The sequence below is a fragment of the Streptomyces sp. NBC_00829 genome (assembly GCF_045161795.1).
Taxonomy (GTDB): domain Bacteria; phylum Actinomycetota; class Actinomycetes; order Streptomycetales; family Streptomycetaceae; genus Streptomyces.
Window position 1 is genome coordinate 5,852,427 of sequence record NZ_CP108867.1, and the last position, 22,325, is coordinate 5,874,751.

Annotated in this window: 22 protein-coding genes, 1 other RNA gene and 1 pseudogene; 14 read left to right on the plus strand and 10 right to left on the minus strand. The window is 70.1% G+C overall.

The genetic code is table 11. The annotated features are described in order from the left end of the window. Window positions 1-30: 30 nt before the first annotated feature. Together OG293_RS25975 and OG293_RS25980 are read left to right on the plus strand one after the other, a co-directional pair. Window positions 31-192 (plus strand): annotated as a pseudogene (locus OG293_RS25975) (DUF397 domain-containing protein); the annotation flags it as partial. 643 nt (window positions 193-835) lie between these two features. Continuing rightward, window positions 836-1,381, plus strand: coding sequence for a hypothetical protein (locus tag OG293_RS25980; RefSeq protein ID WP_406001186.1), 546 nt, complete (start codon window positions 836-838; stop codon window positions 1,379-1,381). Between the two features lie 152 nt (window positions 1,382-1,533). On the opposite strand, the gene OG293_RS25985 is transcribed toward OG293_RS25980, so the two are convergent. The 6 genes from OG293_RS25985 to OG293_RS26010 form a co-directional block, all read right to left on the minus strand. Then, a complete protein-coding gene (locus tag OG293_RS25985) occupies window positions 1,534-1,929 on the minus strand; it encodes an HNH endonuclease (RefSeq protein ID WP_406001187.1) in 396 nt (131 codons plus the stop codon). Window positions 1,930-2,816: 887 nt separating this feature from the next. After that, the gene (locus OG293_RS25990) at window positions 2,817-3,233 is read right to left on the minus strand and encodes a hypothetical protein (RefSeq protein WP_406001188.1); all 417 of its coding nucleotides are present in this window, start codon (window positions 3,231-3,233) and stop codon (window positions 2,817-2,819) included. Window positions 3,234-3,557: 324 nt separating this feature from the next. After that, complete coding sequence (locus tag OG293_RS25995; RefSeq protein WP_406001189.1) at window positions 3,558-4,232, minus strand: recombinase family protein; 675 nt, start codon at window positions 4,230-4,232, stop codon at window positions 3,558-3,560. Window positions 4,233-4,331: 99 nt separating this feature from the next. Beyond that, window positions 4,332-5,585, minus strand: coding sequence for a sensor histidine kinase (locus OG293_RS26000; protein WP_406001190.1), 1,254 nt, complete (start codon window positions 5,583-5,585; stop codon window positions 4,332-4,334). An 11-nt stretch (window positions 5,586-5,596) separates the two neighbouring features. Then, a complete protein-coding gene (locus OG293_RS26005) occupies window positions 5,597-6,313 on the minus strand; it encodes an ABC transporter permease (RefSeq protein WP_406003713.1) in 717 nt (238 codons plus the stop codon). After that, window positions 6,313-7,236 (minus strand): ATP-binding cassette domain-containing protein, encoded by a 924-nt coding sequence (locus OG293_RS26010; protein WP_406001191.1) that lies wholly within the window; start codon window positions 7,234-7,236, stop codon window positions 6,313-6,315. The genes OG293_RS26005 and OG293_RS26010 overlap by 1 nt, the downstream gene beginning before the upstream one ends. A gap of 308 nt (window positions 7,237-7,544) precedes the next feature. Here OG293_RS26010 and OG293_RS26015 point away from each other — a divergent pair, with 308 nt between their 5' ends. The 3 genes from OG293_RS26015 to OG293_RS26025 are packed head-to-tail and all read left to right on the plus strand — an operon-like array spanning window position 7,545 to window position 10,479. Beyond that, window positions 7,545-8,408 (plus strand): MaoC/PaaZ C-terminal domain-containing protein, encoded by an 864-nt coding sequence (locus tag OG293_RS26015; RefSeq protein WP_406001192.1) that lies wholly within the window; start codon window positions 7,545-7,547, stop codon window positions 8,406-8,408. Between the two features lie 24 nt (window positions 8,409-8,432). Next, window positions 8,433-9,509, plus strand: coding sequence for a Zn-dependent alcohol dehydrogenase (locus OG293_RS26020; RefSeq protein ID WP_406001193.1), 1,077 nt, complete (start codon window positions 8,433-8,435; stop codon window positions 9,507-9,509). Between the two features lie 28 nt (window positions 9,510-9,537). Next, the gene (locus tag OG293_RS26025) at window positions 9,538-10,479 is read left to right on the plus strand and encodes a 3-oxoacyl-ACP reductase (RefSeq protein ID WP_406001194.1); all 942 of its coding nucleotides are present in this window, start codon (window positions 9,538-9,540) and stop codon (window positions 10,477-10,479) included. A 126-nt stretch (window positions 10,480-10,605) separates the two neighbouring features. On the opposite strand, the gene OG293_RS26030 is transcribed toward OG293_RS26025, so the two are convergent. Continuing rightward, window positions 10,606-10,764 (minus strand): hypothetical protein, encoded by a 159-nt coding sequence (locus OG293_RS26030; protein ID WP_406001195.1) that lies wholly within the window; start codon window positions 10,762-10,764, stop codon window positions 10,606-10,608. A gap of 52 nt (window positions 10,765-10,816) precedes the next feature. Continuing rightward, a complete protein-coding gene (locus OG293_RS26035) occupies window positions 10,817-11,947 on the minus strand; it encodes a hypothetical protein (RefSeq protein ID WP_406001196.1) in 1,131 nt (376 codons plus the stop codon). A gap of 340 nt (window positions 11,948-12,287) precedes the next feature. Between OG293_RS26035 and OG293_RS26040 the strand changes: the two genes are divergently transcribed. The 5 genes from OG293_RS26040 to OG293_RS26060 all read left to right on the plus strand — a co-directional run bounded on the left by OG293_RS26040 (window position 12,288) and on the right by OG293_RS26060 (window position 17,310). After that, window positions 12,288-13,325 (plus strand): ABC transporter substrate-binding protein, encoded by a 1,038-nt coding sequence (locus OG293_RS26040; protein ID WP_406001197.1) that lies wholly within the window; start codon window positions 12,288-12,290, stop codon window positions 13,323-13,325. Window positions 13,326-13,523: 198 nt separating this feature from the next. Further along, window positions 13,524-14,342 carry a Nif3-like dinuclear metal center hexameric protein gene (locus OG293_RS26045; protein ID WP_406001198.1) on the plus strand — a complete coding sequence of 273 codons (819 nt, stop codon included), beginning with the start codon at window positions 13,524-13,526 and terminating at the stop codon, window positions 14,340-14,342. Continuing rightward, a complete protein-coding gene (locus tag OG293_RS26050; protein WP_406003714.1) occupies window positions 14,339-15,082 on the plus strand; it encodes a zinc ribbon domain-containing protein in 744 nt (247 codons plus the stop codon). The genes OG293_RS26045 and OG293_RS26050 overlap by 4 nt, the downstream gene beginning before the upstream one ends. Continuing rightward, window positions 15,082-16,353: a bifunctional RNase H/acid phosphatase gene (locus tag OG293_RS26055; RefSeq protein WP_406001199.1), complete on the plus strand. Its 1,272-nt coding sequence runs from the start codon at window positions 15,082-15,084 to the stop codon at window positions 16,351-16,353. Before OG293_RS26050 ends, OG293_RS26055 begins: the two co-directional genes overlap by 1 nt. 117 nt (window positions 16,354-16,470) lie before the next feature. Beyond that, complete coding sequence (locus tag OG293_RS26060; RefSeq protein ID WP_406001200.1) at window positions 16,471-17,310, plus strand: GNAT family N-acetyltransferase; 840 nt, start codon at window positions 16,471-16,473, stop codon at window positions 17,308-17,310. 44 nt (window positions 17,311-17,354) lie between these two features. Here the strand turns inward: OG293_RS26060 and eda are convergent, their stop codons facing one another. Together eda and yaaA are read right to left on the minus strand one after the other, a co-directional pair. Continuing rightward, window positions 17,355-18,002: a bifunctional 4-hydroxy-2-oxoglutarate aldolase/2-dehydro-3-deoxy-phosphogluconate aldolase gene (eda, locus tag OG293_RS26065; protein WP_406001201.1), complete on the minus strand. Its 648-nt coding sequence runs from the start codon at window positions 18,000-18,002 to the stop codon at window positions 17,355-17,357. Between the two features lie 57 nt (window positions 18,003-18,059). Then, window positions 18,060-18,860 (minus strand): peroxide stress protein YaaA, encoded by an 801-nt coding sequence (yaaA, locus tag OG293_RS26070; RefSeq protein ID WP_406001202.1) that lies wholly within the window; start codon window positions 18,858-18,860, stop codon window positions 18,060-18,062. A gap of 94 nt (window positions 18,861-18,954) precedes the next feature. On the opposite strand from yaaA, the gene OG293_RS26075 reads away from it, so the two are divergent. The 4 genes from OG293_RS26075 to OG293_RS26090 all read left to right on the plus strand — a co-directional run bounded on the left by OG293_RS26075 (window position 18,955) and on the right by OG293_RS26090 (window position 22,294). Further along, window positions 18,955-20,394 (plus strand): RNB domain-containing ribonuclease, encoded by a 1,440-nt coding sequence (locus tag OG293_RS26075; protein ID WP_406001203.1) that lies wholly within the window; start codon window positions 18,955-18,957, stop codon window positions 20,392-20,394. A 233-nt stretch (window positions 20,395-20,627) separates the two neighbouring features. Then, an RNA gene (rnpB, locus tag OG293_RS26080) (RNase P RNA component class A) lies at window positions 20,628-21,031 on the plus strand. Between the two features lie 550 nt (window positions 21,032-21,581). Further along, window positions 21,582-22,073, plus strand: coding sequence for a DUF2975 domain-containing protein (locus tag OG293_RS26085; RefSeq protein ID WP_406001204.1), 492 nt, complete (start codon window positions 21,582-21,584; stop codon window positions 22,071-22,073). Continuing rightward, window positions 22,073-22,294: a helix-turn-helix domain-containing protein gene (locus tag OG293_RS26090; RefSeq protein ID WP_406001205.1), complete on the plus strand. Its 222-nt coding sequence runs from the start codon at window positions 22,073-22,075 to the stop codon at window positions 22,292-22,294. Before OG293_RS26085 ends, OG293_RS26090 begins: the two co-directional genes overlap by 1 nt. Window positions 22,295-22,325 lie beyond the last annotated feature (31 nt).

The following is a 22,325-nucleotide window of genomic DNA, read 5'->3' on the forward strand; positions in this document are numbered from 1 at the left end:
TAAGAGGCTCAGCACCCACAGCAGGGCACGGGCGGCGACTGCATCCAGGTCGCCACAAACCTCGTCGCCTCGCGCGGCGTGGTCCCCGTCCGTGACTCCAAGAACCCGAGCGGTCCGGTTCTCGGCTTCCCCGCCGGCTCGTTCGCAACTTTCGTGGCGGGCGTCAAGGCTGGAGAGTTCGGCACTGTCTGACCCTTGGCCACCCCGCGCCAGCTCACAGCGGCCCCACTGTGCTAAGGCATGGTGGGGCTTCCCTCTGCCCCCAGTAGACCAACGGCGAAAGCCCCGCCGCACCCCCGGTTGGGAAGCGTGGCGGGGCTGGTGGTCACGCTGTCCGGAGTTGGGGCGTGCGACGCACAGGGGGCACGAACCACAGACTCTCGGGCGGGTCCTGGTCGGGGGTGCGGTCAGTGAGCCTTTTCAGTGTGGCCACTGATCGAGTGATGGTGGCTGGGCCCGCAACGAACGAGGCTCCCGAGCGGGCCCCCACAGGGTGTGGCCCCGGGCGTCCTCGTGTCCGGCGCAGCGTGGCTGGATGTCGTGATCCCGCAGGTCCTTTGACCGAACCATCCCGCCTCCTCAAGCTGACCGCTCGTCAAAGTCGACAAATTCAGTCCGGGGGCCAAGTGCTTCGATACCCGCCACATACACGCCGTGACCTGCATTTTTCCCCTACTGCGCACCGAAGCCGGACACGTGCGCCGCCAACTTTTCCGGATGTTGGCGCAAAAATCCCGTCGGAAGCTGAGTGGCTGGAAAAGGCTGTACGTACATCAGGGTGACCAGTGGATCTCCGGGCCGAGCGCGGGGGGCGGCGAGCAAGGGTGCTCGCGGTTTGCTCAGCAAGCTCGGCAAGGTTGAGACCAATGTCGAATATGGAGGGGGCGACGGTGGGGAAGTTCGGGGGTTCGACCCGAAAAAGCGTGTCCTGCACGCTTCCAGGGAACACAATCGCCTCTCTGTATTCACGATGATCGAGAAAGGGTCAGAAATGTCCCGTAAAAGGACCGCCACTCGTAAGAAGAAGCTGGTCTGGCTGGTTGTCAGCGCCAGCCTGGCCACCGGGGGCTTTGTCGCGGCGACCGGGGCCGGCTTCGCGGCAGGCGCCCCCCGGATCGCAGCTTTCCGCCTCAGTAACTTCTCGGGAACCATTGCGAATGTCTGCGTCCGCACGGATGTTGCCAAAAAATGCTCAGGCAACTTCGCGGGAGGAAAGAGTGAGGTCTTTCAAGTAAAATTCAAAAAGCCGACCGGCTGGTCTTGCACTTCGACCTCAAAAGGCCTGACCGGTACGGCCTCGACCGTAAGCTTCAGTCGCGCCGACGTCAAGGAATGCGCGGTGGTCGGCACCATTTTCGGAACCAATATTACCCTCAAGTGACCACCGCAACCACGTGCTTCAACGCCGCGCAGGACCTACGGGCCGACTACCACCGGAGCCAGGGCCCCCGCGGGGCGCGATCATCGATGCGCGTGGAACACGGAGTGTCGGATCAGCAATGATGCGTCGGCAGGCACGGTCTTCCACTCGGATCACGGGGCGTAGAGAACTCCATGATCTTGGAAGCCGTGCCTGTCACGTTCCCGCGCTCCGTCTCGACTACCAATCCGGTCCGAGATAGCTCCCGCTCTGCCTGCCACAGGCGAGCGGCAGAGCACTTGAACGTTGCCGTCCGTGTCCTCGCCCCCGAGTGCGATCGGCTGCACGTGGTCTACGTCCACCACGTCCGCGAGGACGGGGGACCCGCACCGGGCACAGCGGGCACCCCCACGGGCACCGACCAGGGCACGGAGCCGAGCGGCCCCCGAGAACACCTGAACCAGCACGGCACGACGGGCACGTACCGAAGCCCGCTGTTCGTAGTCCTGGTGGTGACCCTCGCAGCGGCCCCGGTGAGTGGCGGGCTCGGTGCAGTCGATACAGCGCACGATGCCCCCTGTCAGTGTTCCGCCCTACATTGGGTGGATGACTACACCTGATGGCACCCCCGAGCCCACACCGGGCTACCGCCGCTTCGCTGGTCACTGCGGACTCTGCGGTCTCGGTCTCCAGTGGGAGGCATACAGCCTTACCCGACTAGTGGACAGCGAGGGGCTTACGTACTGCGAGCCCGCACAAGGTCCTCACGTCGTGAACTAGTGCCGACCCCATCCGTTGGGTCAGTCGCGCGGTGTGTTTGTCCTCTCCAGCTCGGCCTATCCGGACACAGTGGGGAGACCACACGGGCTTACAACCCCGTTCGGCGACTCGCGGACGAGCCGGTTACTGATGGGCGGTGCAGTCTCCCCGCGCTCTGCCTCACGACCCCTGCGGCCACCCCGAACGGGTGCGTGGTGCACGGGCAGAACTGGTGTGAGAGTCGGGCACTCAGACCGCCGATTCCGGACTGGTGGGGTGCGCGGTAACCCGCTCTCACTGTGTTGTGGGGACCACGAGATTCCCGAGCGCTGAGCATGACGGGATGACGGTTCGGATGCCGTTTTGGTTTTCTCTATATTTTTCTATGTGCATTCAAAAAAGTAGGTCTATCCGTCATACCGTCATGGGGCCGTCCGCTGGTCGCTCTGCCGCTCGTCGAGCCCCCGAGCGCCCATGTGTGGGCACAAGGAAGCCCCGGCGGTCACGTGGACTGCCGGGGCTGGTGCGGACCGGTCGTACCGCATCCCAGTGCAAGCCTGTAAGGCACCGGGCCTGCTCCGCACGCTCCAAGTTGGTGCGGGCTACGCGAGAGGCTATCCCGCCCAAGCGGGGACCCGTAGACGGACAGCAGAGAGCCCCGGTTGGTCCGGAGACCTACCGGGGCTCTCTCGCCTTCCTACGCGGCTCGCTCGTACTCCGTACGCTCGGCGTTCTTGGACCAAGCGATCGTCAGACGTGAGTCACCGTCAAACTTCGCCCCTCGCCGGGGGGCTCTGCGCACCGTGATGCGGTCGATAGCAAGGCGGAGTAGATCACGCTTCAAGTAGCGGTCCGCGTCGTTCCATGCTGCCGTCAGATCCTCCACAGACAGGGAGAGGAACGGGAGTTGGATCCTGCCCGCCGAGCCATGCTTAGCCGCTTCCTCCTTGGCCGCTTCCACGGCTTCCGTGGCTTCGGCAAGTTGCTGGAAGTAATAGCGCTCGGCTGCCCCGGTGTACTGCTTGCGCGTCCGTACGAGCCCCGCCAAGTCGGCTTCCGCAGCGTCCAGCACGGCACGGGCCGGGTGTTCCTCGGCGGTCTCTTCGGGCTTCATGCGAGCGGCCCACCGTTCGGAGACGGCAACCATGATCGGGTCGTCATCGTCGGCATTCGTCAGCCGGGCCAACCACGCCTCAAAGACGTAGCTCTCAATGGCTGTCGTCCTCGCGGACGCCTTGACGTGGCACCCGGTACCTCCGGTGGCTGCCTGGCACAGAATACGAGCGCCCGCCCATGGACATGGACCGCTTGCATCCGGGGCACTGCAACAGCCCGGTAAGAAGATGCTTCGCGCGGGTGTCCCTGGCTCGCTTCGGGACGGGGATCACGTTGTTGCCCGCAAGGTTGTTTTGCACCGTGCGCTGGAGGTCCCGCGTGATCAGTGCCGTGCCGGGAGCGTCACCAACTCGCCCTTGGCGTTGCGGTACGGCTCGGGGTGTCCGGGGCGAATCTGAATCACTTGCGTACCGTAGTAGGCGGGGTTCCGGGTCATGCGGTGGACGTACGCGAAGCCCCATGACTTGCCGCCGGGCGAGGGAACACCCATCCCGTTGAGCCAACGGCACACCCCACGCGTGGACTCTCCGTCCCCGGCCATCATGCGGAACATCTCGCGCACCAGGGCGGCGCGGGTCCATTCCTTGTGGGTCGCTACGTGGCAGATGAACGGCTCTTCATCCGGTGACAGCACGCGGTCCCGAGAGACGGTGTACCCGTAGGGAGCCCGGCCGGCGACCCACCTTCCCGCGTCGCGCTGTTCTTCCTTGGTGTCACAGACTCGCTTGGAAAGTCCCTCGCTGTACTCGCGGGCTTCCTCGGCACGGTTGATGATCCAGCGGCGGTCACGCGGCTCGTTGGAGTCCAACCCGTCCATGTCGAAGATGACGCGCGCCTTACCGATGACCTTCAACAGATCCTCGGCACCCTTGCGGCTGAACAGGTCGATCGCGTACGCCCACAGCGCCGGAACGTCCTCGTCGGCGAAGGCTGCCAAAGCACGATCGAAGTCGGAGCGCTTCACGGCCTTGAACGCGCTCGCAATGTCCTTCCACACCTTCCTCGGCGAGGAGGACACGGATGGACTTGGCGGGCCGGTGATCCTGCGGCATCTCTTCCACCACGTAAGGGTATGGCGGACCGCTGAGCTGGGACATCAGTCGCAGTGTGCGGGTTCCGCTTTCTGTGTCGCGTCCACGGGGAGTTCCGCCCGCACGCGGAATCCGCCCTTCGGTGACGGTCCCGCTTCCAGGGAGCCGCCCGCGGCCGAGAGGCGCTCTGTGAGGCCCTTCAGGCCGGTGCCGCCCAGGGACGGCAGGGCATCGTCGGCGGGACTCCCGCCCAGGCCGTCGTCGGTGACGGTGAGCCGGACCCGCTCCTGAGTGGCCTCCAGGGTGATCTCGCAGTGGGCGGCCTCGCTGTGGCGTACGGCATTGGTCACGGCCTCGCGGACCACCCACCCCAGCAGCGCCGCCGTCTGGGGTTCGAGCGGCGGGCCCGAGCGGCGGATCACCGGCTCGATGCCGACGGCGGTCAGCGCGGAGCGGGCCCGGTCGAGTTCGGCCGCGAGGCTTCCCTCGCGATAGCCGGTCACCGCTTCGCGGATCTCCGTCAGGGCCTGGCGGCCCACCGACTCGATGTCCGTGATCTGCGCCAGCGCGGCGTCCATGTCGCGCGGGGCGAGTCGGCGCGCGGCCTCGGACTTCACCACGATCACGGAGAGGGTGTGGCCGAGCAGATCGTGCAGATCGCGGGAGAAACGCAGCCGCTCCTTCTCGACCGCCGTGCGGGCCAGTTCCTCGCGGGCCGCACGCAGTTCGCGGACGGCCTCGGACAGGGACAGGATCGCGGCGGTCACCATGGTGGACAGGAACGTGCCGTACGCGACGTTCACCGCGCCCCAGCCGTCCCTGAAGCCCGCGATCACCCCGGCGAGAGCGCTCAGGCCGAGGCCGGTCGGGCCGAGCCGGTGGCCCCGGACGACCGAGCCCACGGCCAGTCCGAGCAGCGGGAAGAAAAGCAGCCAGCTGCCGCCGTACCCGATGGCGAGCGCGCAGGTCACCGCGAGCATCGCGATCAGGAGCCGGCGGGTGGAGCGGGCCTCGCGCTTCTCCTTGACGAATGCCCTGAACACCACCGATATGTAGAGAGAGTTGAAGGTCAGCAGACCGATGCCGCCGATCCACGGGTTCGCTGTCTTTCCCTGTACGAGGTTGGAGAACGCCCCCATGCCCATGAGCAGCCAGGGCAGCATGGCGAAGCCGTTGGGCGGGCCCACCTCCTCGGGAGCGCATCGCCAGATCCCCCTGCGCGAGCGCCGACCGCGCTTCTGCTCGTCCCGGCCGGCCCTCCAGGTGTCCATCGCCCCGACGTCCTCGCGGCTCTGCCGCGTCCGCTTCTTCTGGGGCATCGTCGCTCCTGTCATGCCGTCCTCGCCGACCGACGGTACGAGAGAACCGCGTGGAAACCGAAGAGCAGGCCCCAGACGGCGAGCACCGCGACCGCGGTGAACGCGGGTGCGCTGCTCTCGGTCACCGCCTGCCCCAGCGCGGCGAAGCCATGGGTCGGGCTGTAGCCGGTCAGGGCACGCAGCCAGCCGGGGAAGAGGTCCACGGGGAACCACAGACCGCCGACGATGGAGAGCCCGAGGTTGCAGGCGACGTTCACGACACCCGTGGTCTGGGCGGAGAGGAGGTAGCCGTTGCCGATGCCGAGCAGGGTGAAGGGGAGCGCGCCGAGCCAGAGCACGACGGTGACGGCGCCCCACTGCCAGAGGTCCATCCGGACGCCGTTGAGGATCCCGCCCGCCGCCAGTACGGCGGCGATGGCGGGCAGGACGATCACCGAGCCGGTGAGCGCCCGGCCGATGACCACCTGGCGCGGGGTCATCGGAGTGATCCGCAGCTGCCGCAGCCAGCCGCTCCCCTTGTCCTCCGCGACGCCGGTCCCGGTGGACAGGGCCGCGCCGAGTGCGCCGTACGCCGCCATGCCGACCATGGAGGCCGTCTTCCACTCGGAGGCGTTCTCGCCGATGTTGGTGAAGAGCAGATACATCATCACCGGCATCCCGATGCCGAAGATCACGAAACCGGTGTCGCGCAGTGTGCGGCGGACTTCGAGCTTCACGTAGTCGAGCATCATCGGACGGTCTCCGGATCAGGGGCGGCGGTCAGGGTGAGGAAGACGTCTTCGAGCGGGACGGGGGCGACTTCGAGGCCGCGGATCGCGTTCAGTGCGGCGAGGGCGACAACCGTCGCGTCGGAGTCGTCCGTCCGCAGCCGGGCACGGTCGCCGCGCACCTCCACGGAGGTGACGCCGGGCAGCAGGGTGAGGCCGTCGGTGCCCTGGCCCGCCAGGTCGAAGGAGACGAGGCTGCCGCCCGCCGAGTTCCGCAGTGCCTCGCCGCTGCCGTCGGCGACGAGCCGGCCGTGGTCGAGGACGACGATCCGGTCGGCGTTGTCGTCGGCCTCCTCCAGATAGTGGGTCGAGAACAGCACGGTGTTGCCGCGCTCGGCGTAGCCCCGCATGGACGTCCAGAAGGCCTGGCGGGCCTCGACGTCGAGGGCGGCGGTCGGCTCGTCGAGGATGATCAGCTCGGGGTTCCCCGCCAGCGCGACGGCGAAGCGGACGCGCTGGAGCTGGCCGCCGGAGATCCGGTCGGCGCGGCGGTCCGCGTGCTCGGTGAGCCCGGCCAGCTCCAGCGACTCGGCGACCGGCAGAGGCCGGGGGTAGGTGCCGGCCACGAAGGTGACCAGTTCGCGCACGGTCACCCGGGGTATCGGACGGCCGTCCTGGAGCATCGCCCCGACCCGGCCCGCGGCGACCGCGTGCTCGGGGGCGCGGCCAAAGACCTCGACGCGTCCGGCGTCGGGCTCGTTCAGGCCGAGCATCAGGCTGATCGCGGTGGACTTGCCCGCGCCGTTGCGGCCGAGCAGGGCGACCGTCGCGCCGCGCCCGATGCCGAGGTCGATGGAGTCGAGTGCCCGTACCCGGCCGAATGCCTTGGCCACACCGGCGAAGCTCACCGCCGCCGCACCGTCTGCTCTCTGCGTCTGCTTCATGTGGATCACGCTACGGAGCGGACAGGGGCCCCGGCAGATGCGCATGTACGCACTCGGCCGTGACAAATGTCCCGGGCCCCACCGGGCGTCCGCGCGGGCGGATCGCGGCCCGTCGGGGCATGGCCCACACCATTTCTGACAAGACGTCAGCAGTCTTCACAAGTGATGGGGGCTGCGTTATACATAGGGTCCACCGACCTAGAACGCGTTCTAGAAGGGGCGTGGGGCCGGTCCCGTACGACCTCGGTGCGGCCGACGGTGCGGACGGCCGCGCCGAGGTCTTCCACCCATCAAGGAGCAGCATTCCCATGCCCATTGATGCCGACAGGGCCGTCGCCGCCGAACCCAGGAGCACCGAGATCAGGTGGGACAGCAAGGACGTCCAGCTCTACCACCTCGGCCTCGGCGCGGGCGTCCCCGCCACCGACCCGGACGAGCTGCGCTACACCCTTGAATCCAGGCTGCATGTGCTGCCGAGCTTCGCCACCGTCGCGGGCGCGGGCAGGGGGGCCGTCGGCGGTCTGAACGGCCCCGGCCTCGACATCGACCTCGCATCCGTCCTGCACGGTGGACAGAGCGTCCGCGTCCACCGGCCGATCCCGGTTGCCGGCAGCGCGGTATCCACATCGAGGATTGCCGCCGTCCATGACAAGGGCAAGGCCGCGGTTCTCGTCCTGCGCACCGAGGTGGCCGACGACGAAGGACCGCTGTGGACCAGCGACTCCCAGATCTTCGTCCGCGGAGAGGGCGGTTTCGGCGGCGAACGCGGGCCCTCGGCCCGCACCGAACTCCCCTCCCGGGACGCGGACAAGACCGTGGAGAAAGCCGTCCGCGAGGACCAGGCGCTGCTCTACCGGCTCTGCGGCGACCTCAACCCGCTCCACGCCGACCCCGAGTTCGCCGCCCGCGCGGGCTTCGACCGGCCCATCCTGCACGGGCTCTGCTCGTACGGAATGACGCTCAAGGCGGTCGTCGACACCCTCCTCGGCGGGGACGTCGGCCGCGTCCGCTCGTACACCACCCGCTTCGCCGGAGTCGTCTTCCCCGGCGAGAGCCTGCGCATCCGGATGTGGGCCGACTCCCCCGAGCCCGGCCGCGTCCAGGTGTCGGTCACGGCCGTCGAGAGGGACGACGCGCCGGTCCTCGCCGACACCATCGTCGAGCACGTCTAACACTGGTACGAGAGGAGCCGCACCGTGCGCGCAGCCGTACTGCAGGAGACAGGCCAGGACAAACTCGAAGTCCTCGACGACGTCGAGGCGGTGGGATTCGGCCCGGGCAAGGTCAAGGTCCGGGTCCGGGCCACCGGCCTGTGCCACTCCGACATCTCCGCGATGAACGGCGTGCTGCCCCAGCCCGCGCCCTTCGTCCCCGGCCACGAGGGCGCCGGCGAGATCGTCGATGTCGGCGACGGCGTGAGCGGCCTCGCCGCGGGCGACCGGGTGATGATGTGCTGGCTGCCCGCGTGCGGTGCCTGTCCCGCCTGCAAACGCGGCCAGACCCAGCTGTGCCTCGCCGGGTTCATGAACGCGGGCACGCCCAACTTCAAGCGCCCCGGCGGCGATGTCTTCGGCTTCGCGGGCACCGGCACCTTCGCCGAGGAGGTCGTCGTCGACGCCGGGTGCGCCGTCAAGATCCCCGAGGACGTGCCCTTCGACATCGCCGCGCTGATCGGCTGCGGAGTCACCACCGGGCTCGGCGCGGCCATCAACACCGCGGACGTCAAGGCCGGTTCGTCCGTCGCGGTCATCGGCTGCGGCGGCGTCGGAATCTCCGCGATCCAGGGCGCGCGGCTCAAGGGCGCGGCCCAGATCGTCGCCGTCGACCCGGTCGCGACCCGGCGCGAGGCCGCGCTCAGGTTCGGCGCGACGGAAGCCGTCTCGCCCGACGAACTCGCCGACGCCAGGCAGCGCATCACCGCGGGCGAGGGTTTCGACTACGTCTTCGAGGTCGTCGGCAGGTCCGCCACGGCGCGGACGGCGTACGAGACGACCCGGCGCGGAGGCACCCTGTGCATCGTCGGCGCCGGAGCCATGGACGACTTCCTCCAGCTCAACATGTTCGAGCTGTTCTTCGACGAGAAGCGGATCCTGCCCTCCATGTACGGCGGCGGCGATGTGCTCACCTCGTACGAACGGGCCATCGCCCTGTGGCGCGCGGACCGTATCGACCTCCAGGGCCTCATCACCCACCGGGTGCAGCTCGCCGAGATCAACGACGCCTTGGCCCAGATGCGCACGGGCGAGGCGCTGCGCACCTGCATCGAGATCTGAACCTGAGCCGAGATCTGAAAGGGATCGGATGTCACTGCCACTCGACGGACTGTCCGCGATCGTCACCGGAGCGGGCCGCGGCCTCGGGCGCGCCGAAGCGCTCGAACTCGCCGGCCTCGGGGCGTGCGTCGTCGTCAACGACTACGGGCGGCCGGGCCGGGACGGCTCTGGCGAGGCGTCCGCGACCCCGGCCGAGGAGGTCGCCGAGGAGATCCGCGCGGCGGGCGGCTCGGCCGTGGCCCACCACGGCGACGTCTCCGACTTCGCCCAGGCCCGCGACCTCGTCGAACTCGCCGTCACGACCTTCGGAAAGCTGGACATCCTGGTCAACAACGCGGGCATCCTGCGCGACCGGATGGTCTTCTCGATGAACGAGAGCGAGTGGGACTCGGTGATCCGCGTCCACCTCAAAGGCCACTTCAACACCACCCACTTCGCCTCGGTGCACTGGCGCGAGCGCTCCAAGGCGTCGGGGGCGCCGGTCTACGGGCGGATCGTCAACACCTCGTCCGAGGCGTTCCTCGCGGGCTCGGCGGGGCAGCCGAACTACGCGGCGGCCAAGGGCGGCATCGTCGGCCTCACCACCTCCACGGCACTCGCGCTGGCCAAGTACGGAGTCAGGGCCAATGTGATCTGCCCGCGCGCCAGGACCCGGATGACCGAAGACGTGTTCGCGGGCTTCCAGGAGCCGGTGGACGGCGGGCTCGACCCGCTCGCCCCCGGGCATGTCGCCCCGCTCGTGGGCTATCTGGCCTCACCCGCCGCGGCGCGCGTGAACGGCCAACTGCTCGTGGTGCACGGCGGAATGGTCGCGATCGTGGAACGTCCCAGGGTGGCGGCGAAGTTCGACACCGCCAAGGAAGCGTTCAGCTACGACGAACTGGACGCGCTGCTCACCCCGCACTACGCGGACCGCCCGCCGAACGAGACATTCGCGGCGGCGGAGGTGCTCGGCCTCAAGAAGGGCTAGCGTCTCTCGTTTGAACGAAAGACCCTGGGCCTCTCGTTCGGATCGTGCCGCGCTCGCGCACGCCCGGGGCACACACGTGCGGGAGGGAGCCGGACATCCGGCTCCCTCCCGCACTGTCAGGCGCTCCTACTTCGACACCTTCCGGTGCTTGCCGTGTGCCGGCACCGCCGAATTCTCCGTCGTGGCCGCACCGCCCCGATGCTTCCCGGCACCGCCGGCTTCGGCCTGGGCGGCGGCTGCTCCCTGCGGCCGCTCCTGGGTCGTGTCGGTTCGTGCTTCAGACATGTGGGAAGTCCCCCGTCGTGATTGCTGAGTTACGTCGTGCAAGGCCGAAAGTTTAACCAGGGGTGATGCGCCCGGTGAGGGGCGCCTCCTGCAGAGGAACCGGCCTGTGCACAGCAGGAGTCCCGGCGCCCCCGGACGGTTCCCCACCTGCGCGTTCCGTATGTGCCGGTTGTGTGATCGTGTCGTCTGCCTCGATCCGCGCGACCCCGCATGGCACCGCCTCGGTCGCATACGGAAGGAGCAGCGAACCCTCCCGGCTCCACAGCCCGGACCCCGCCAGCCAGCCGCCGGGAACGGACCGCTGAAGCAGCCGCCGCTCCGAAGGGCGCCAGAGCCCCAGCCAGCTCCCCGCGGCGCCGTCGATGCGCAGCGCCACCCCACAGCTCTCGGGCATCAGCACCTGACCGGGCTGCACCGCGAACGGCGTCACCGCGTAGTCCGCGAGCCGCAGGCACTCCGGAAAGCGCACCGGCAGCAGGCTCCCGAGGACGCCCCAGCCGAGCCGGTCGTGACCCGGGGCGTTCGAGCGGAGCAGCAGCAGGCCGCTGTCGGCGTCGGCCAGCAGCAGCCGGTCGTCGCTGTCGTCGGTGATCTGGAGCAGCGGCGTCGCTTCCCCGCCCCGCTCCAGGTCGACCGCCACCGCCTTCACCGGGCCGCCGTCCAACTGCTGGTCCAGGGCGAGCATCCGGCCCGTACGGTCCAGCCACACGCCCCCGGAGCAGCGCCCCGGGACCTCGGCGACGTGCTCCGGTCCGAACGTACCTCCCGCCACCAGCCAGACCGCGGTCGACAGTGTCCCCGGTGCCAGAGCGTAGGCGCGTACCCCGTCCGGCGAGGGCGGAAGCAGCGTCAGCTCCGGCGACTCGATCCCGCCGAGCGGCAGTTCACCTGTGCCGGGACCGGTGGGGTAGAGCAGGGAGAAGGCGTGCCGCCCCTCCACTCGCCGCCGGATCAGCACCCGCCCGTCGGCCAGCGGCTGCACCTCGGCGTCCCGTTCCTCGGGCTGGCCCAGCGGCAGCGGCACCGCATAGGGCTCGGGGCCGTCGAGGGTCCACCGCTCCGGAAACAACGCGTCGCCGCTCCCCGCGAGCCGGGCCGCGTAGGTCCCGTCGGCGCTGATCGTGAACTGCGTACTCCCCGCGGCTCCGTCCTCCGCGGCCCTCTCGAAGGCAACGGCTGTCATCGGACCCTCCTCGCGCGCAGCACGGCCGGGTGGCTCTGCTCTCCCGCACGGAACGCATCCATCAAGGTCACCTCGCTCGACGACGGCTCGGTCCGGTCGCACGGTGCCCCCGCAGAGGCACGGCCCCGGGTCGCGCCAAGGGCCGAAGTGTGTGACCGGCTCGTCACCTCCGGTGACTGAAGCTAGGTATCGCACTTCCTGCCGAACAACAGGTGGCAGCCCACTTCACACATAAGGGTGGCCGTGCGGGGATTCGCCTGAGGGGGAGGGGGTGATTGTGCTCAGCGGGAAACCGGTGCTTAAGGTTAGGCATCCCTAAGTACTGCATCAGGAGCACGTCATGTCTCTACTCCGCCGTGGCACCGCCGCCGCGCTCGCCCTTGCCGCCGCGCTCTCCCTCGCCGCCTGCGGCGGTGGGGACGGGGGCAAGGACTCCTCTGGCAAGGCCGACGACGGTGGCAAGAAGGCCGTCGCCCAGGGCGGGAAGGGTTTCGGCGACGCCGCGACGAAGACCGCGGCGATGGGGACGGACGCGGCGCCCGGTCAGTTTCCGCGCACCGTCACCCACGCGCTCGGCACCACCGAGCTGAAGACCGCGCCCAAGCGGGTCGTGGTCCTGGACGTCGGCGAGCTGGACAACGTTGCTTCGCTGGGCGTCAAGCCGATCGGCTACGCCCCCACCGAGGGCGACGAGGGCATCCCGGGCTATCTGAGGAAGGAAGCCGGCAGCCCCAAGAGCGTCGGCACCATCAACAACCTCAACCTTGAGGCGATCGCGGCCCTCAAGCCCGACCTCATCCTGGGCAGCCAGCTGCGCGCGGCCGACAAGTACAAGGAGCTGTCCAGGATCGCTCCGACCGTCTTCTCCATCCGCCCCGGCTTCACCTGGAAGGAGAACTACCTCCTCAACGCCGCGGCCCTGGATCGGACCGCCGAGGCGAAGGCGAAGCTCGGCGCGTACGAGAAGAAGGCGAAGCAGCTCGGCACGGACATCGGGGCCACCAAGCCGACCGTCTCGATGGTCCGCTACATGCCCGGCAAGATCCGCCTGTATGCCCAGGCGTCCTTCATCGGCACCATCCTCAAGGACTCGGGCCTGCCGCGGCCGGCGAACCAGCAGGTCGAGGACCTCGCCGTGGAGATCAGCCCCGAGAAGATCGATTCCGCGGACGCCGACTGGATCTTCACCGGCGTGTACGGCGACCCCGGGACCACCAAGCGGGACACCGCGCAGTCCAACCCGCTGTGGAAGAGCATGAAGGCGGTCAAGGCGGGGCAGGCCAAGGACGTTCCGGACGAGACCTGGTACCTCGGGCTCGGCGTCACCGCGGCGGACAAGGTCCTCGACGACCTCCGGGGCTTCCTCGTCAAGAAGTAGCCGGCCGTGGGCCGGTCCGCGGCCGCGGACCGGCCCGGTGCACGGGCTGTCTCCGGCCAGGGGCCTGCCCGTGCGCCGGCCTGGTTCCGGTCGCGGACCGGCCCGCGCACCGGCCGGAAGGGCCCCTGCCACCGCGGCGGGAAGGATCCGGCAGGAGCCCAGGCCACAGGTCCACCAAGGACAGGTAGCCTTTCCCCCGTGCCCCGTCTGTCTGAAGTCATCGCCGCGCTCGACGCCCTCTGGCCCCCCGAACGGGCGGAACAGTGGGACGCGGTCGGTACGGTCTGCGGCGACCCGGACGCGGAGATCACCCGTGTGCTCTTCGCGGTCGACCCGGTGCGGGAGATCGCCGACGAGGCGATCGCCCTCGGCGCCCAGCTGATCGTCACGCACCACCCGCTCTATCTGCGCGGTACGACAACGGTCGCGGCGGCCACGTTCAAGGGCCGCGTCGTGCACACGCTGATCAAGAGCGACATCGCGCTCCATGTCGCGCACACCAACGCCGACACCGCCGATCCCGGGGTCTCCGACGCTCTCGCGGGCGCACTCGACCTCCGCATCGTCGGACCCCTCGTGGCCGAGAGCGGCCTCGGCCGGATCTGCGAGCTCGACCATCCCGAGACGCTCGCCGAGTTCGCCGCCCGTGCCGCCAAGCGGCTGCCCGCCACCACACAGGGCATCCGGCTCGCGGGCGACCCGGAGATGACCGTGCGTACGGTCGCGGTCAGCGGCGGCTCCGGGGACAGCCTCTTCGATGCCGTAAGGGCCGCGGGCGTGGACGCCTTCCTCACCGCCGACCTGCGCCACCACCCCGCCTCCGAGGCCACCCAGCACTCACCTCTCGGGCTGGTCGACGCCGCGCACTGGGCCACCGAGTGGCCCTGGTGCGAGCAGGCCGCCGCCCAGCTCGACGCGATTTCCGACCGGCACGGCTGGGGCCTTCGGGTCCACGTCTCGCACACGGTCACCGACCCCTGGTCCGCCCACCACTCTTCTCCTGGAGCCCCCAACTGAACGCCGCGCCCGCCGACCAGATCCGACTCCTCGACGTCCAGGCACTCGACGTACGACTGTCGCAGCTCGCCCACAAGCGCAAGTCTCTGCCCGAGCACGCCGAGATCGAGTCGCTGAACAAGGACCTCACGCAGCTGCGCGACCTGCTCGTCGCCGCGCAGACCGAGGAGAGCGACACCGCCCGCGAGCAGACCAAGGCGGAGCAGGACGTCGACCAGGTGCGCCAGCGCGCCGTACGCGATCAGCAGCGCCTCGACTCGGGCTCGGTCAGCTCGCCCAAGGACCTGGAGAACCTCCAGCGCGAGATCGTTTCGCTCGCCAAGCGCCAGGGAGACCTGGAGGACGTCGTCCTGGAGGTCATGGAGCGCCGTGAGTCAGCCCAGGAACGTGTCACCGAGCTGACCGGGCGGGTCTCCTCCGTCCAGGCCAAGGTCGACGACGCGACCGCGCGCCGGGACGCCGCGCAGGAGATGATCGACGGCGAGGCCGCCACGGTCACCAGGGAGCGCGAGGTCGTGTCGGGGTCCCTTCCCGCGGATCTGCTGAAGCTGTACGAGAAGCTGCGCGTCCAGCAGGGCGGGGTGGGCGCGGCCCGCCTCTACCAGCGCCGTTGCGAGGGCTGCCAGTTGGAGCTGAACATCACCGAGGTGAACGAGGTCAAGGCGGCCTCCCCGGACACGGTGCTCCGCTGCGAGAACTGCCGCCGGATCCTGGTCCGCACGTCCGAGTCGGGTCTGTAATGCGGGAGTTCGTCGTCGAGGCGGACGGCGGCTCCCGGGGGAATCCGGGTCCGGCGGGGTACGGCGCGGCGGTGATCGACCCCAGGACGGGGGAGACGCTGGCGGAGGCGGCGGAGTACATCGGCGTGGCGACCAACAACGTCGCCGAGTACAAGGGCCTGATCGCCGGGCTGAAGGCCGCGAAGGCGCTGGATCCGACGGCCTCGGTCCGGGTCCGCATGGACTCCAAGCTCGTCGTCGAGCAGATGTCGGGCCGCTGGAAGATCAAGCACCCGGACATGAAGCCGCTGGCGGCCGAGGCCGCCCGTATCCTCCCGTCCTCCCAGGTGATCTACGAGTGGATCCCGCGCGAGAAGAACAAGCACGCGGACCGGCTGGCCAACGAGGCGATGGACGCGGGCAAGAAGGGCAAGCAGTGGGAGCCGTCGCGCTCCACGGCCGCTCTTGACGCGCGCGACGCCGAGGCGGCGCGGGTCGTCGGCGACGCGACGGCCGGCGCTGCGAAGGCCAGGGCCGCGCTCACGGGGCGCGGCACCACCGGGGACTCGTCCCCCTCGTCCCCCTCGTCCGCGGAGATCTCCGCGGACGGGCCCGGCGCCGCGACCGAAGAGGCCGGCCCGTCGGTCGGCTGGGGCCCGGCGGACCTCGGCGCACCCGCGACCTTCGTGCTCCTGCGCCACGGCGAGACACCCCTCACCCCCGAGAAGCGCTTCTCGGGCAGCGGGGGCACCGACCCGTCGCTGTCCCCGGTGGGTCTGCGCCAGGCCGAGGCGGTCGCCTCAGCCCTCGCGGCGCGCGGCACGATCCAGGACATCGTCAGCTCCCCGCTCAAGCGCTGCCGGGAGACGGCCGAGGCCGTCGCGACCCGTCTGAACCTCGACGTCCGCATCGACGAGGGCCTGCGCGAGACGGACTTCGGCGCGTGGGAGGGCCTGACCTTCGCGGAGGTCCAGGAGCGGTACGGCGACGACCTCAAGGCCTGGCTCGCCTCCGCGAAGGTGGCGCCCACGGGCGGCGGCGAGAGCTTCGCCACGGTCTCCCGCCGGATCGCCGCGGCCCGCGACCGGCTGACCACCCGCTACATGGGCCGCACGGTCCTGCTGGTCACCCATGTCACGCCGATCAAGACGCTGGTCCGCCTGGCGCTGGGGGCTCCGCCGGAGTCCCTGTTCCGGATGGAGCTGTCGGCGGCGTCGGTGTCGGCGGTGGCGTACTACTCGGACGGCAACGCGTCGCTGCGGCTGCTGAACGACACGTCCCACCTGCGCTGAGCCTCATGACCGGGGCGCGCCCCGGGCCCCGGCCGGACGGGCTTGAAGACCAAGCTCCGCCCGCGATCGGAGGCGCGGGGTCCCGGCGGTGCCCGGTCACAGGAAGGACCTCGGCCCATGACCTGGCATCTGACCCACGACGTCGGCACGTTCCGCCGCGCCGCCCACCCCTGCCTCACGCGTGACCCCGCCCGCTGCACGGTCCTGCTCACCGTTTCCGAGACCCTGCGGCGGCACGGGCCGCGGGCCTTCGGCGGCTCGCAGGACGCACGGTTCGGGTGGTACGAGGAAGCCGGCGGCGCCGAGGGGGCGTTCGTACAGACGCCGCCCCTGCCGCCGTCCCTCGGGCCCATGGGCCACACACTCGCGCGGTCGCTCGCCCTCGCCCTGCGGGACGCCGGTGTCGAGCTGGGCGGGGTCCGCGGCGAGCAGGGCGACGTCCAGGCCTTCGCCGAGGCGTGGGCCCCGCACGGCTGGACCGTCGGCGCGCGGCACCGGCTCTTCCGGCTCGGTGCCCTGACACCCCAGCGGCCCGCCCCGCCCGGCCGCGCCCGTCGTGCCGGCCCTGCCGATGTGCCCCTCGTCGCAGCATGGATGCGGGGCTTCGCCGCGGACATCGGCAGCGACGCCGGGGTCGACCACACCGAGAACATCACCCGGCGCGTCGCCGACGGATGCCTGTTCCTGTGGGAGGCGGACGGGCAGCCGGTGTCGATGGCCGCCCGTTCCCCGCTGCTCGCCGGGCAGTCCCGGATCTCGGCCGTCTACACCCCGGCCGCGCTGCGCGGACGGGGATACGCCGGCGCGGTCACCGCCGCCGTCAGCGGGGACGCGCTGGAGGCGGGCGCGGAGCAGGTGCTGCTCTTCACGGATCTGGCCAACCCCACCAGCAACGCCCTTTACCGGCGCCTGGGTTACCGCCCGCTGGCGGATCACCTGGCCCTGGATTTCGACTGAGCGCGTCGTTCCTGGAGTTCAGCTGAGCGCGTCGCCCTTGAAGTTCACCTGGCGGCGGTGGCTTGCCACCCTGGAGTCCGCCCGAGCGCAGCCGCTTGTGCGGCGAGCGTCTCGACCCGGGCCCAGTCCTTCGCGGCGATCGCGTCGGCGGGGAGCATCCACGTACCGCCGACGCAGCCCACGTTGTCCAGCGCCAGGTAGGAGGGCGCGGAGGCGAGCGAGATCCCGCCCGTCGGACAGAAGCGGGCCTGAGGCAGCGGGCCGCCGAGGGATGCGAGGTACGGGGTGCCGCCCGCGGCCTGAGCCGGGAAGAACTTCATCTCGCTCACGCCCCGTTCCAGCAGCGCTACCACTTCGGACGCCGTGGAGACCCCCGGCAGGAACGGCACGCCCGACGCCTTCATCGCCTCCAGTACCCGCTTCGTCCACCCGGGGCTCACCAGGAACCGTGCCCCGGCCGACACCGCCGCGTCGACGCCGGCCGCCGAGATCACCGTGCCCGCGCCGACCACCGCGTCGGGCACCTCGTCCGCGATCGCCCGGATCGCCTCCAGCGCGACGGGTGTCCGCAGCGTGACCTCGATCGCGGGCAGACCACCGGCGACGAGGGCCCGTGCGAGGGGTACGGCATCGGCCGGGTCCTCGACGACGACGACGGGAACGACGGGCGCGAGGTCCAGGACGGAGGTCATGTCCTCATCCTGCCCAGGCACCTGCATTCCACGCAACGAGCGTTGCGGAGGGTGCAATCAGTGGATCTGGCTGACCACCACATCGAGGGCCCAGGGCCGCCCCGCCCGCGCGGGCGCCTCCGCCTCCACCACGTATCCCAGATCCCGCAGGGTCTCCACCAGCTCCGCAGGACCCGACGGCCTGGCGCCCGCGGTCAGCAGGTCCCGTACCAGCCGTCCCTTGGTCGCCTTGTTGAAGTGGCTGACCACCGACCGTTTCTCGACCCCGTCGACCCGGTGCGCGTGCAGCACCCGAACCGTCGCCGTACGGCCCGCCACCTCACCCTTGGGCTTCCACGCCGCCGCATAGGCGGAGGAGCGCAGATCGAGGACGAGCCCGTCACCGGCCACCTCCGGCAGGACGGACGCCATAGGCCCCCGCCAGTACGCCCCGAGCGCGCCCAGCCCCGGCAGCTTCACACCCATCGAGCAGCGGTACGGCGGAATGCGGTCGGTGATCCGCACCGCGCCCCACAGCCCCGAGAAGATCAGCAGCGACTGCCGTGCCCGGCGCCGCGCGTCCGGCTCCAGGGTCGCGAGGCTGAGCGCGTCGTACAGCACACCCGTGTAGATCTCCCCGGCCGTCCGGGCCCCGGCGGTCCGCAGCTCCACGTTCTTCGCGATCTCACCGCGCAGACCCTCGCTCAGCCCGAGGACCACCCGCGCCTTGTCCTCATCCGCGGCACACAGCTCGACCAGTTCGTCCAGCACCGCGGCGCGCGCCCCGGCCAGACCCGGCAGCGACAGCGACTCCGGCTTCAGCGGAGCACCGCGCCCGGAAGAGGCCTTGCCTTCCGACGGCGGCAACAGCACGAGCACGGCACAACTCCTTCGTACGTACGGGGACGGGGGGCGCGGCCCCCGCGCCAGCGTACGGGGTGCCGAGCGCCCCACCCCGCCATACGCTCGGTCCATGCCACGCCGTCCGATGCACATGACCGGCGCACCCGAGGCTCCGCTGCGGGTCGCCCTGGGCGAGCTGCGTACGAGGCTCGACGTGCCGCAGGACTTCCCGCCCGCGGTCCTCGCGGCGGCTGCCTCGGCCGCGAAGGCCCCCTGCCTGCCCGACCACGACGCCACCGACATCCCGTTCTTCACCATCGACCCGCCGCACTCGGTCGATCTCGACCAGGCGCTGCACCTCTCGCGCCGTGGTACCGGCTATCGCGTGCGGTACGCCATCGCCGACGTCGCGGCCTTCGTCGTCCCGGGCGGTGCGCTCGACGCGGAGGCCCACCGCCGCGTCCAGACCCTCTACTTCCCCGACGGGAAGGTTCCGCTGCATCCGCCCGTGCTCTCCGACGGCGCGGCCAGCCTGCTGCCCGACCAGACCGCGCCCGCGCTGCTCTGGCAGATCGACCTCGACGCCGAGGGCCGGACGGTGGCGGCCGAGGTCCGGCGTGCGCTCGTGAGGAGCAGGGCCAAACTCCACTACGAGGGCGTGCAGCGGCAGATCGACACGGGCACGGCCGAGGAGCCACTGGCACTGCTCAAGGTCATCGGCCTGCTGCGCGAGGGTCTGGAGCGCGAACGCGGCGGGATCTCCCTGAACGTCCCCGAGCAGGAGATCGTCGAGCGCGACGGCTCGTACGCCCTCGAATACCGCGCCCCGCTCGCCGCCGACGCCTGGAACGCCCAGATCTCCCTGCTCACCGGCATGGCCGCCGCCGACGTCATGATCGCCTCGGAGGCCGGCATCCTGCGCACCCTGCCCACCGCCCCGGGCGGCGCGGTGGCCCGGCTGCGCCGCTCGGCGAAGGCCCTGCGCATCGACTGGCCGCACCATGTCTCGTACGCCGACGTGGTCCGCTCCCTCGACCCGTCCGACGCCCGTCACGCCGCCTTCCTCCAGGAGTGCACCAGCCTGCTGCGCGGCGCGGGATACAGCTCCTTCACCCATGGCGAGCTCCCCTCGCCCGCCGTCCACGCGGCTGTGGCGGACGAGTACACGCACTGCACCGCTCCCCTGCGACGGCTCGTCGACCGGTACGCGGGCGAACTGTGCGTCGCCGCCGTGGCGGGCCATGAGCCTCCCCAGTGGGTCTCGGCCGCGCTGGACGCGCTGCCGAAGGAGATGGCTGACGGCTCCCGGCGCGCCAACACGGTGGAGCGCGAATGCGTCGACCTCGTCGAGGCCGCGGTACTGAAGGAGCGGGTCGGCGAGGTCTTCGAGGCGTATGTGGTGGATGTGACGGAGGACGAGCCGGAGGTCGGGACGGTTCACCTGGAGGACCCGGCGGTGGTGGCGCGGATCGTGAGCGGCGAGGGGAGGCTGCCGCTGGGTGAGCGGTTGCGGGTCCGGCTCACACAGGCGGACCCGGGGACGGCGAAGGCGCAGTTCGCGCCCGCGTAGACACGGTCGCGCGCCTCACCTCCGCGACGAGTGCGGGAGGGATCGTCGACGCGGAAGAGGACCGTGTGGCGGATCCCCGTGTGCCGAGCGGGTGTAGGTGACTGGCCGCCGCCGGAAGCCCTGACGCCGCGTCAGGGCCAGGAAGATCCGGACGCTGCGCTCACGGCGGCCCGGGGGACCGCTCCGCGGGCTTCGTGCCTGCCCGTGGCAGGTAGCATGGTCGCCACGGCAGACGAGCCGGGCGGACGGCCGCGTGAAGATCCCAGGATCTTCCCGAGGAACGTCCGGGCTCCACAGGGCAAGGTGGTGGCTAACGGCCACCCGGGGTGACCCGCGGGACAGTGCCACAGAAAACAGACCGCCGGGGACTTCGGTCCGCGGTAAGGGTGAAACGGTGGTGTAAGAGACCACCAGCGCTTGAGGTGACTCAGGCGGCTAGGTAAACCCCACCTGGAGCAAGGTCAAGAGGGGGCGCTGTAACAGGCGGCCCTGCGCGGACGTTCGAGGGCTGCCCGCCCGAGTCCGCGGGTGGACCGCACGAGGCCGGCGGCAACGCCGGCCCTAGATGGATGGCCGTCTCCTCGGCCGCCGCGAGGCGACCGAGTGACAGAACCCGGCGTACAGCCCGACTCGTCTCTCGCCCTCGCCCCGCAAGGGGCGAGGGGCCGTACATAGGGACCCTGACCAGTTAATTCTCCTGACCAGGGGTCCTTTTCTCGTAGATCAGGCTGCTTGACCAGACCCCGCTTCACACCGGTTCAAACCGGACCGCGCGGCTACGTACGTAGCCATGAGAGTAGCCATGAAAATTGGGGCCGGAGATGGGCGGATCTGAAGTTGGAGCAGGCGTAAGCACCCTCTGTCCTGGAGCATTCGGGTCACCACGCCGCGATACCTGAGTCTGAAGCGATGCCTCTCCCGGCGTGTACCCCTCCGATAGCTCTGGTGAGCCGAGATAGCGGAAGCGGGGCTGAGGCCAAGGCTTCGGCGTAGTCGTATGGCGTCCGATTTGTGGTTAAGCGAGGTCGACTCGGCAAGATCGAAAACCTTCGCATCGCGCCATGCCGCGGGAGGGGGCGGCGGCATCCCGCCATGGTGCGAAACCGCCGCCCGCCCTCCGGCCCAGGCCTTGCTTCGCCTATCGAGATTCGATAGATTCCCATCGTAGTTCGATGGGAGGATGGGTCATGGGAAAGCTGACAGTGCGCGCGCTGCGCGCCGTGCTCGTGGTGGTGCTCACCGGCACCGTGTTCGTACAGGCATTGATGGTGTGGGCGTTGGTCAGCGGGAGTGACCCGGAGGACGGGTCGCTCCCGCTGACCCCGCTGCGCGTGATCACGATCCTGGGCATCGGGACGGCCCAGGTCGCCCTGGTCTGTGTATGGCGACTGGTAACGATGGTGCGACGCGGAACCGTGTTCTCCCACGCCGCCTTCCGCTACGTGGACGTCATCATCGGCGCGATCGTTGCGGCTGCTCTCGTGTGGTTCGCAGTCACGGCCCTGAATGCGCCCGGCCAGCGGGACGACCCGGGCGTCACCCTCATCATGGGCGGGATTGGCGTGGCCATCCTGGGAGTCGCGCTCATCGTGCTCGTGCTGCGGATGCTGCTCGCCCAGGCCGTCGCGCGCGACGTCGAAGCGGCGCAGATGCAGGCCGAGTTGGATGAGGTGATCTGATGGCGATCGCCGTCGACATCGACGTGATGCTGGCCAGGCGGAAGATGTCCGTGGGCGAGCTCGCGGACCGCGTAGGGATCACGCCCGCCAACCTGGCGGTACTCAAGAACGGCCGCGCCAAGGCGGTGCGCTTTGCGACGCTCGCCGCGCTCTGCGAGGTGCTCAAGTGCCAGCCGGGCGACCTGCTTCGCTGGGAGGCCGAGGACACCGCGGGCGAATGAACCGTGCCTGCCGACGCGTCATCGCCGATCT

Coding starts and splice junctions, on each gene's coding strand:
- OG293_RS26000 (WP_406001190.1), bottom strand. CDS start 5,585: ATGCCCCAGAAGAAGCGGACGCGGCAGAGCCGCGAGGACGTCGGGGCG.
- OG293_RS26025 (WP_406001194.1), top strand. CDS start 9,538: ATGTCACTGCCACTCGACGGACTGTCCGCGATCGTCACCGGAGCGGGC.
- OG293_RS25990 (WP_406001188.1), bottom strand. CDS start 3,233: ATGAAGCCCGAAGAGACCGCCGAGGAACACCCGGCCCGTGCCGTGCTG.
- OG293_RS26010 (WP_406001191.1), bottom strand. CDS start 7,236: ATGAAGCAGACGCAGAGAGCAGACGGTGCGGCGGCGGTGAGCTTCGCC.
- OG293_RS26085 (WP_406001204.1), top strand. CDS start 21,582: ATGGGAAAGCTGACAGTGCGCGCGCTGCGCGCCGTGCTCGTGGTGGTG.
- OG293_RS26035 (WP_406001196.1), bottom strand. CDS start 11,947: ATGACAGCCGTTGCCTTCGAGAGGGCCGCGGAGGACGGAGCCGCGGGG.
- OG293_RS26005 (WP_406003713.1), bottom strand. CDS start 6,313: ATGCTCGACTACGTGAAGCTCGAAGTCCGCCGCACACTGCGCGACACC.
- OG293_RS26030 (WP_406001195.1), bottom strand. CDS start 10,764: ATGTCTGAAGCACGAACCGACACGACCCAGGAGCGGCCGCAGGGAGCA.
- OG293_RS26040 (WP_406001197.1), top strand. CDS start 12,288: ATGTCTCTACTCCGCCGTGGCACCGCCGCCGCGCTCGCCCTTGCCGCC.
- OG293_RS26060 (WP_406001200.1), top strand. CDS start 16,471: ATGACCTGGCATCTGACCCACGACGTCGGCACGTTCCGCCGCGCCGCC.
- eda (WP_406001201.1), bottom strand. CDS start 18,002: ATGACCTCCGTCCTGGACCTCGCGCCCGTCGTTCCCGTCGTCGTCGTC.
- OG293_RS26055 (WP_406001199.1), top strand. CDS start 15,082: ATGCGGGAGTTCGTCGTCGAGGCGGACGGCGGCTCCCGGGGGAATCCG.
- OG293_RS26090 (WP_406001205.1), top strand. CDS start 22,073: ATGGCGATCGCCGTCGACATCGACGTGATGCTGGCCAGGCGGAAGATG.
- OG293_RS26015 (WP_406001192.1), top strand. CDS start 7,545: ATGCCCATTGATGCCGACAGGGCCGTCGCCGCCGAACCCAGGAGCACC.
- OG293_RS26075 (WP_406001203.1), top strand. CDS start 18,955: ATGCCACGCCGTCCGATGCACATGACCGGCGCACCCGAGGCTCCGCTG.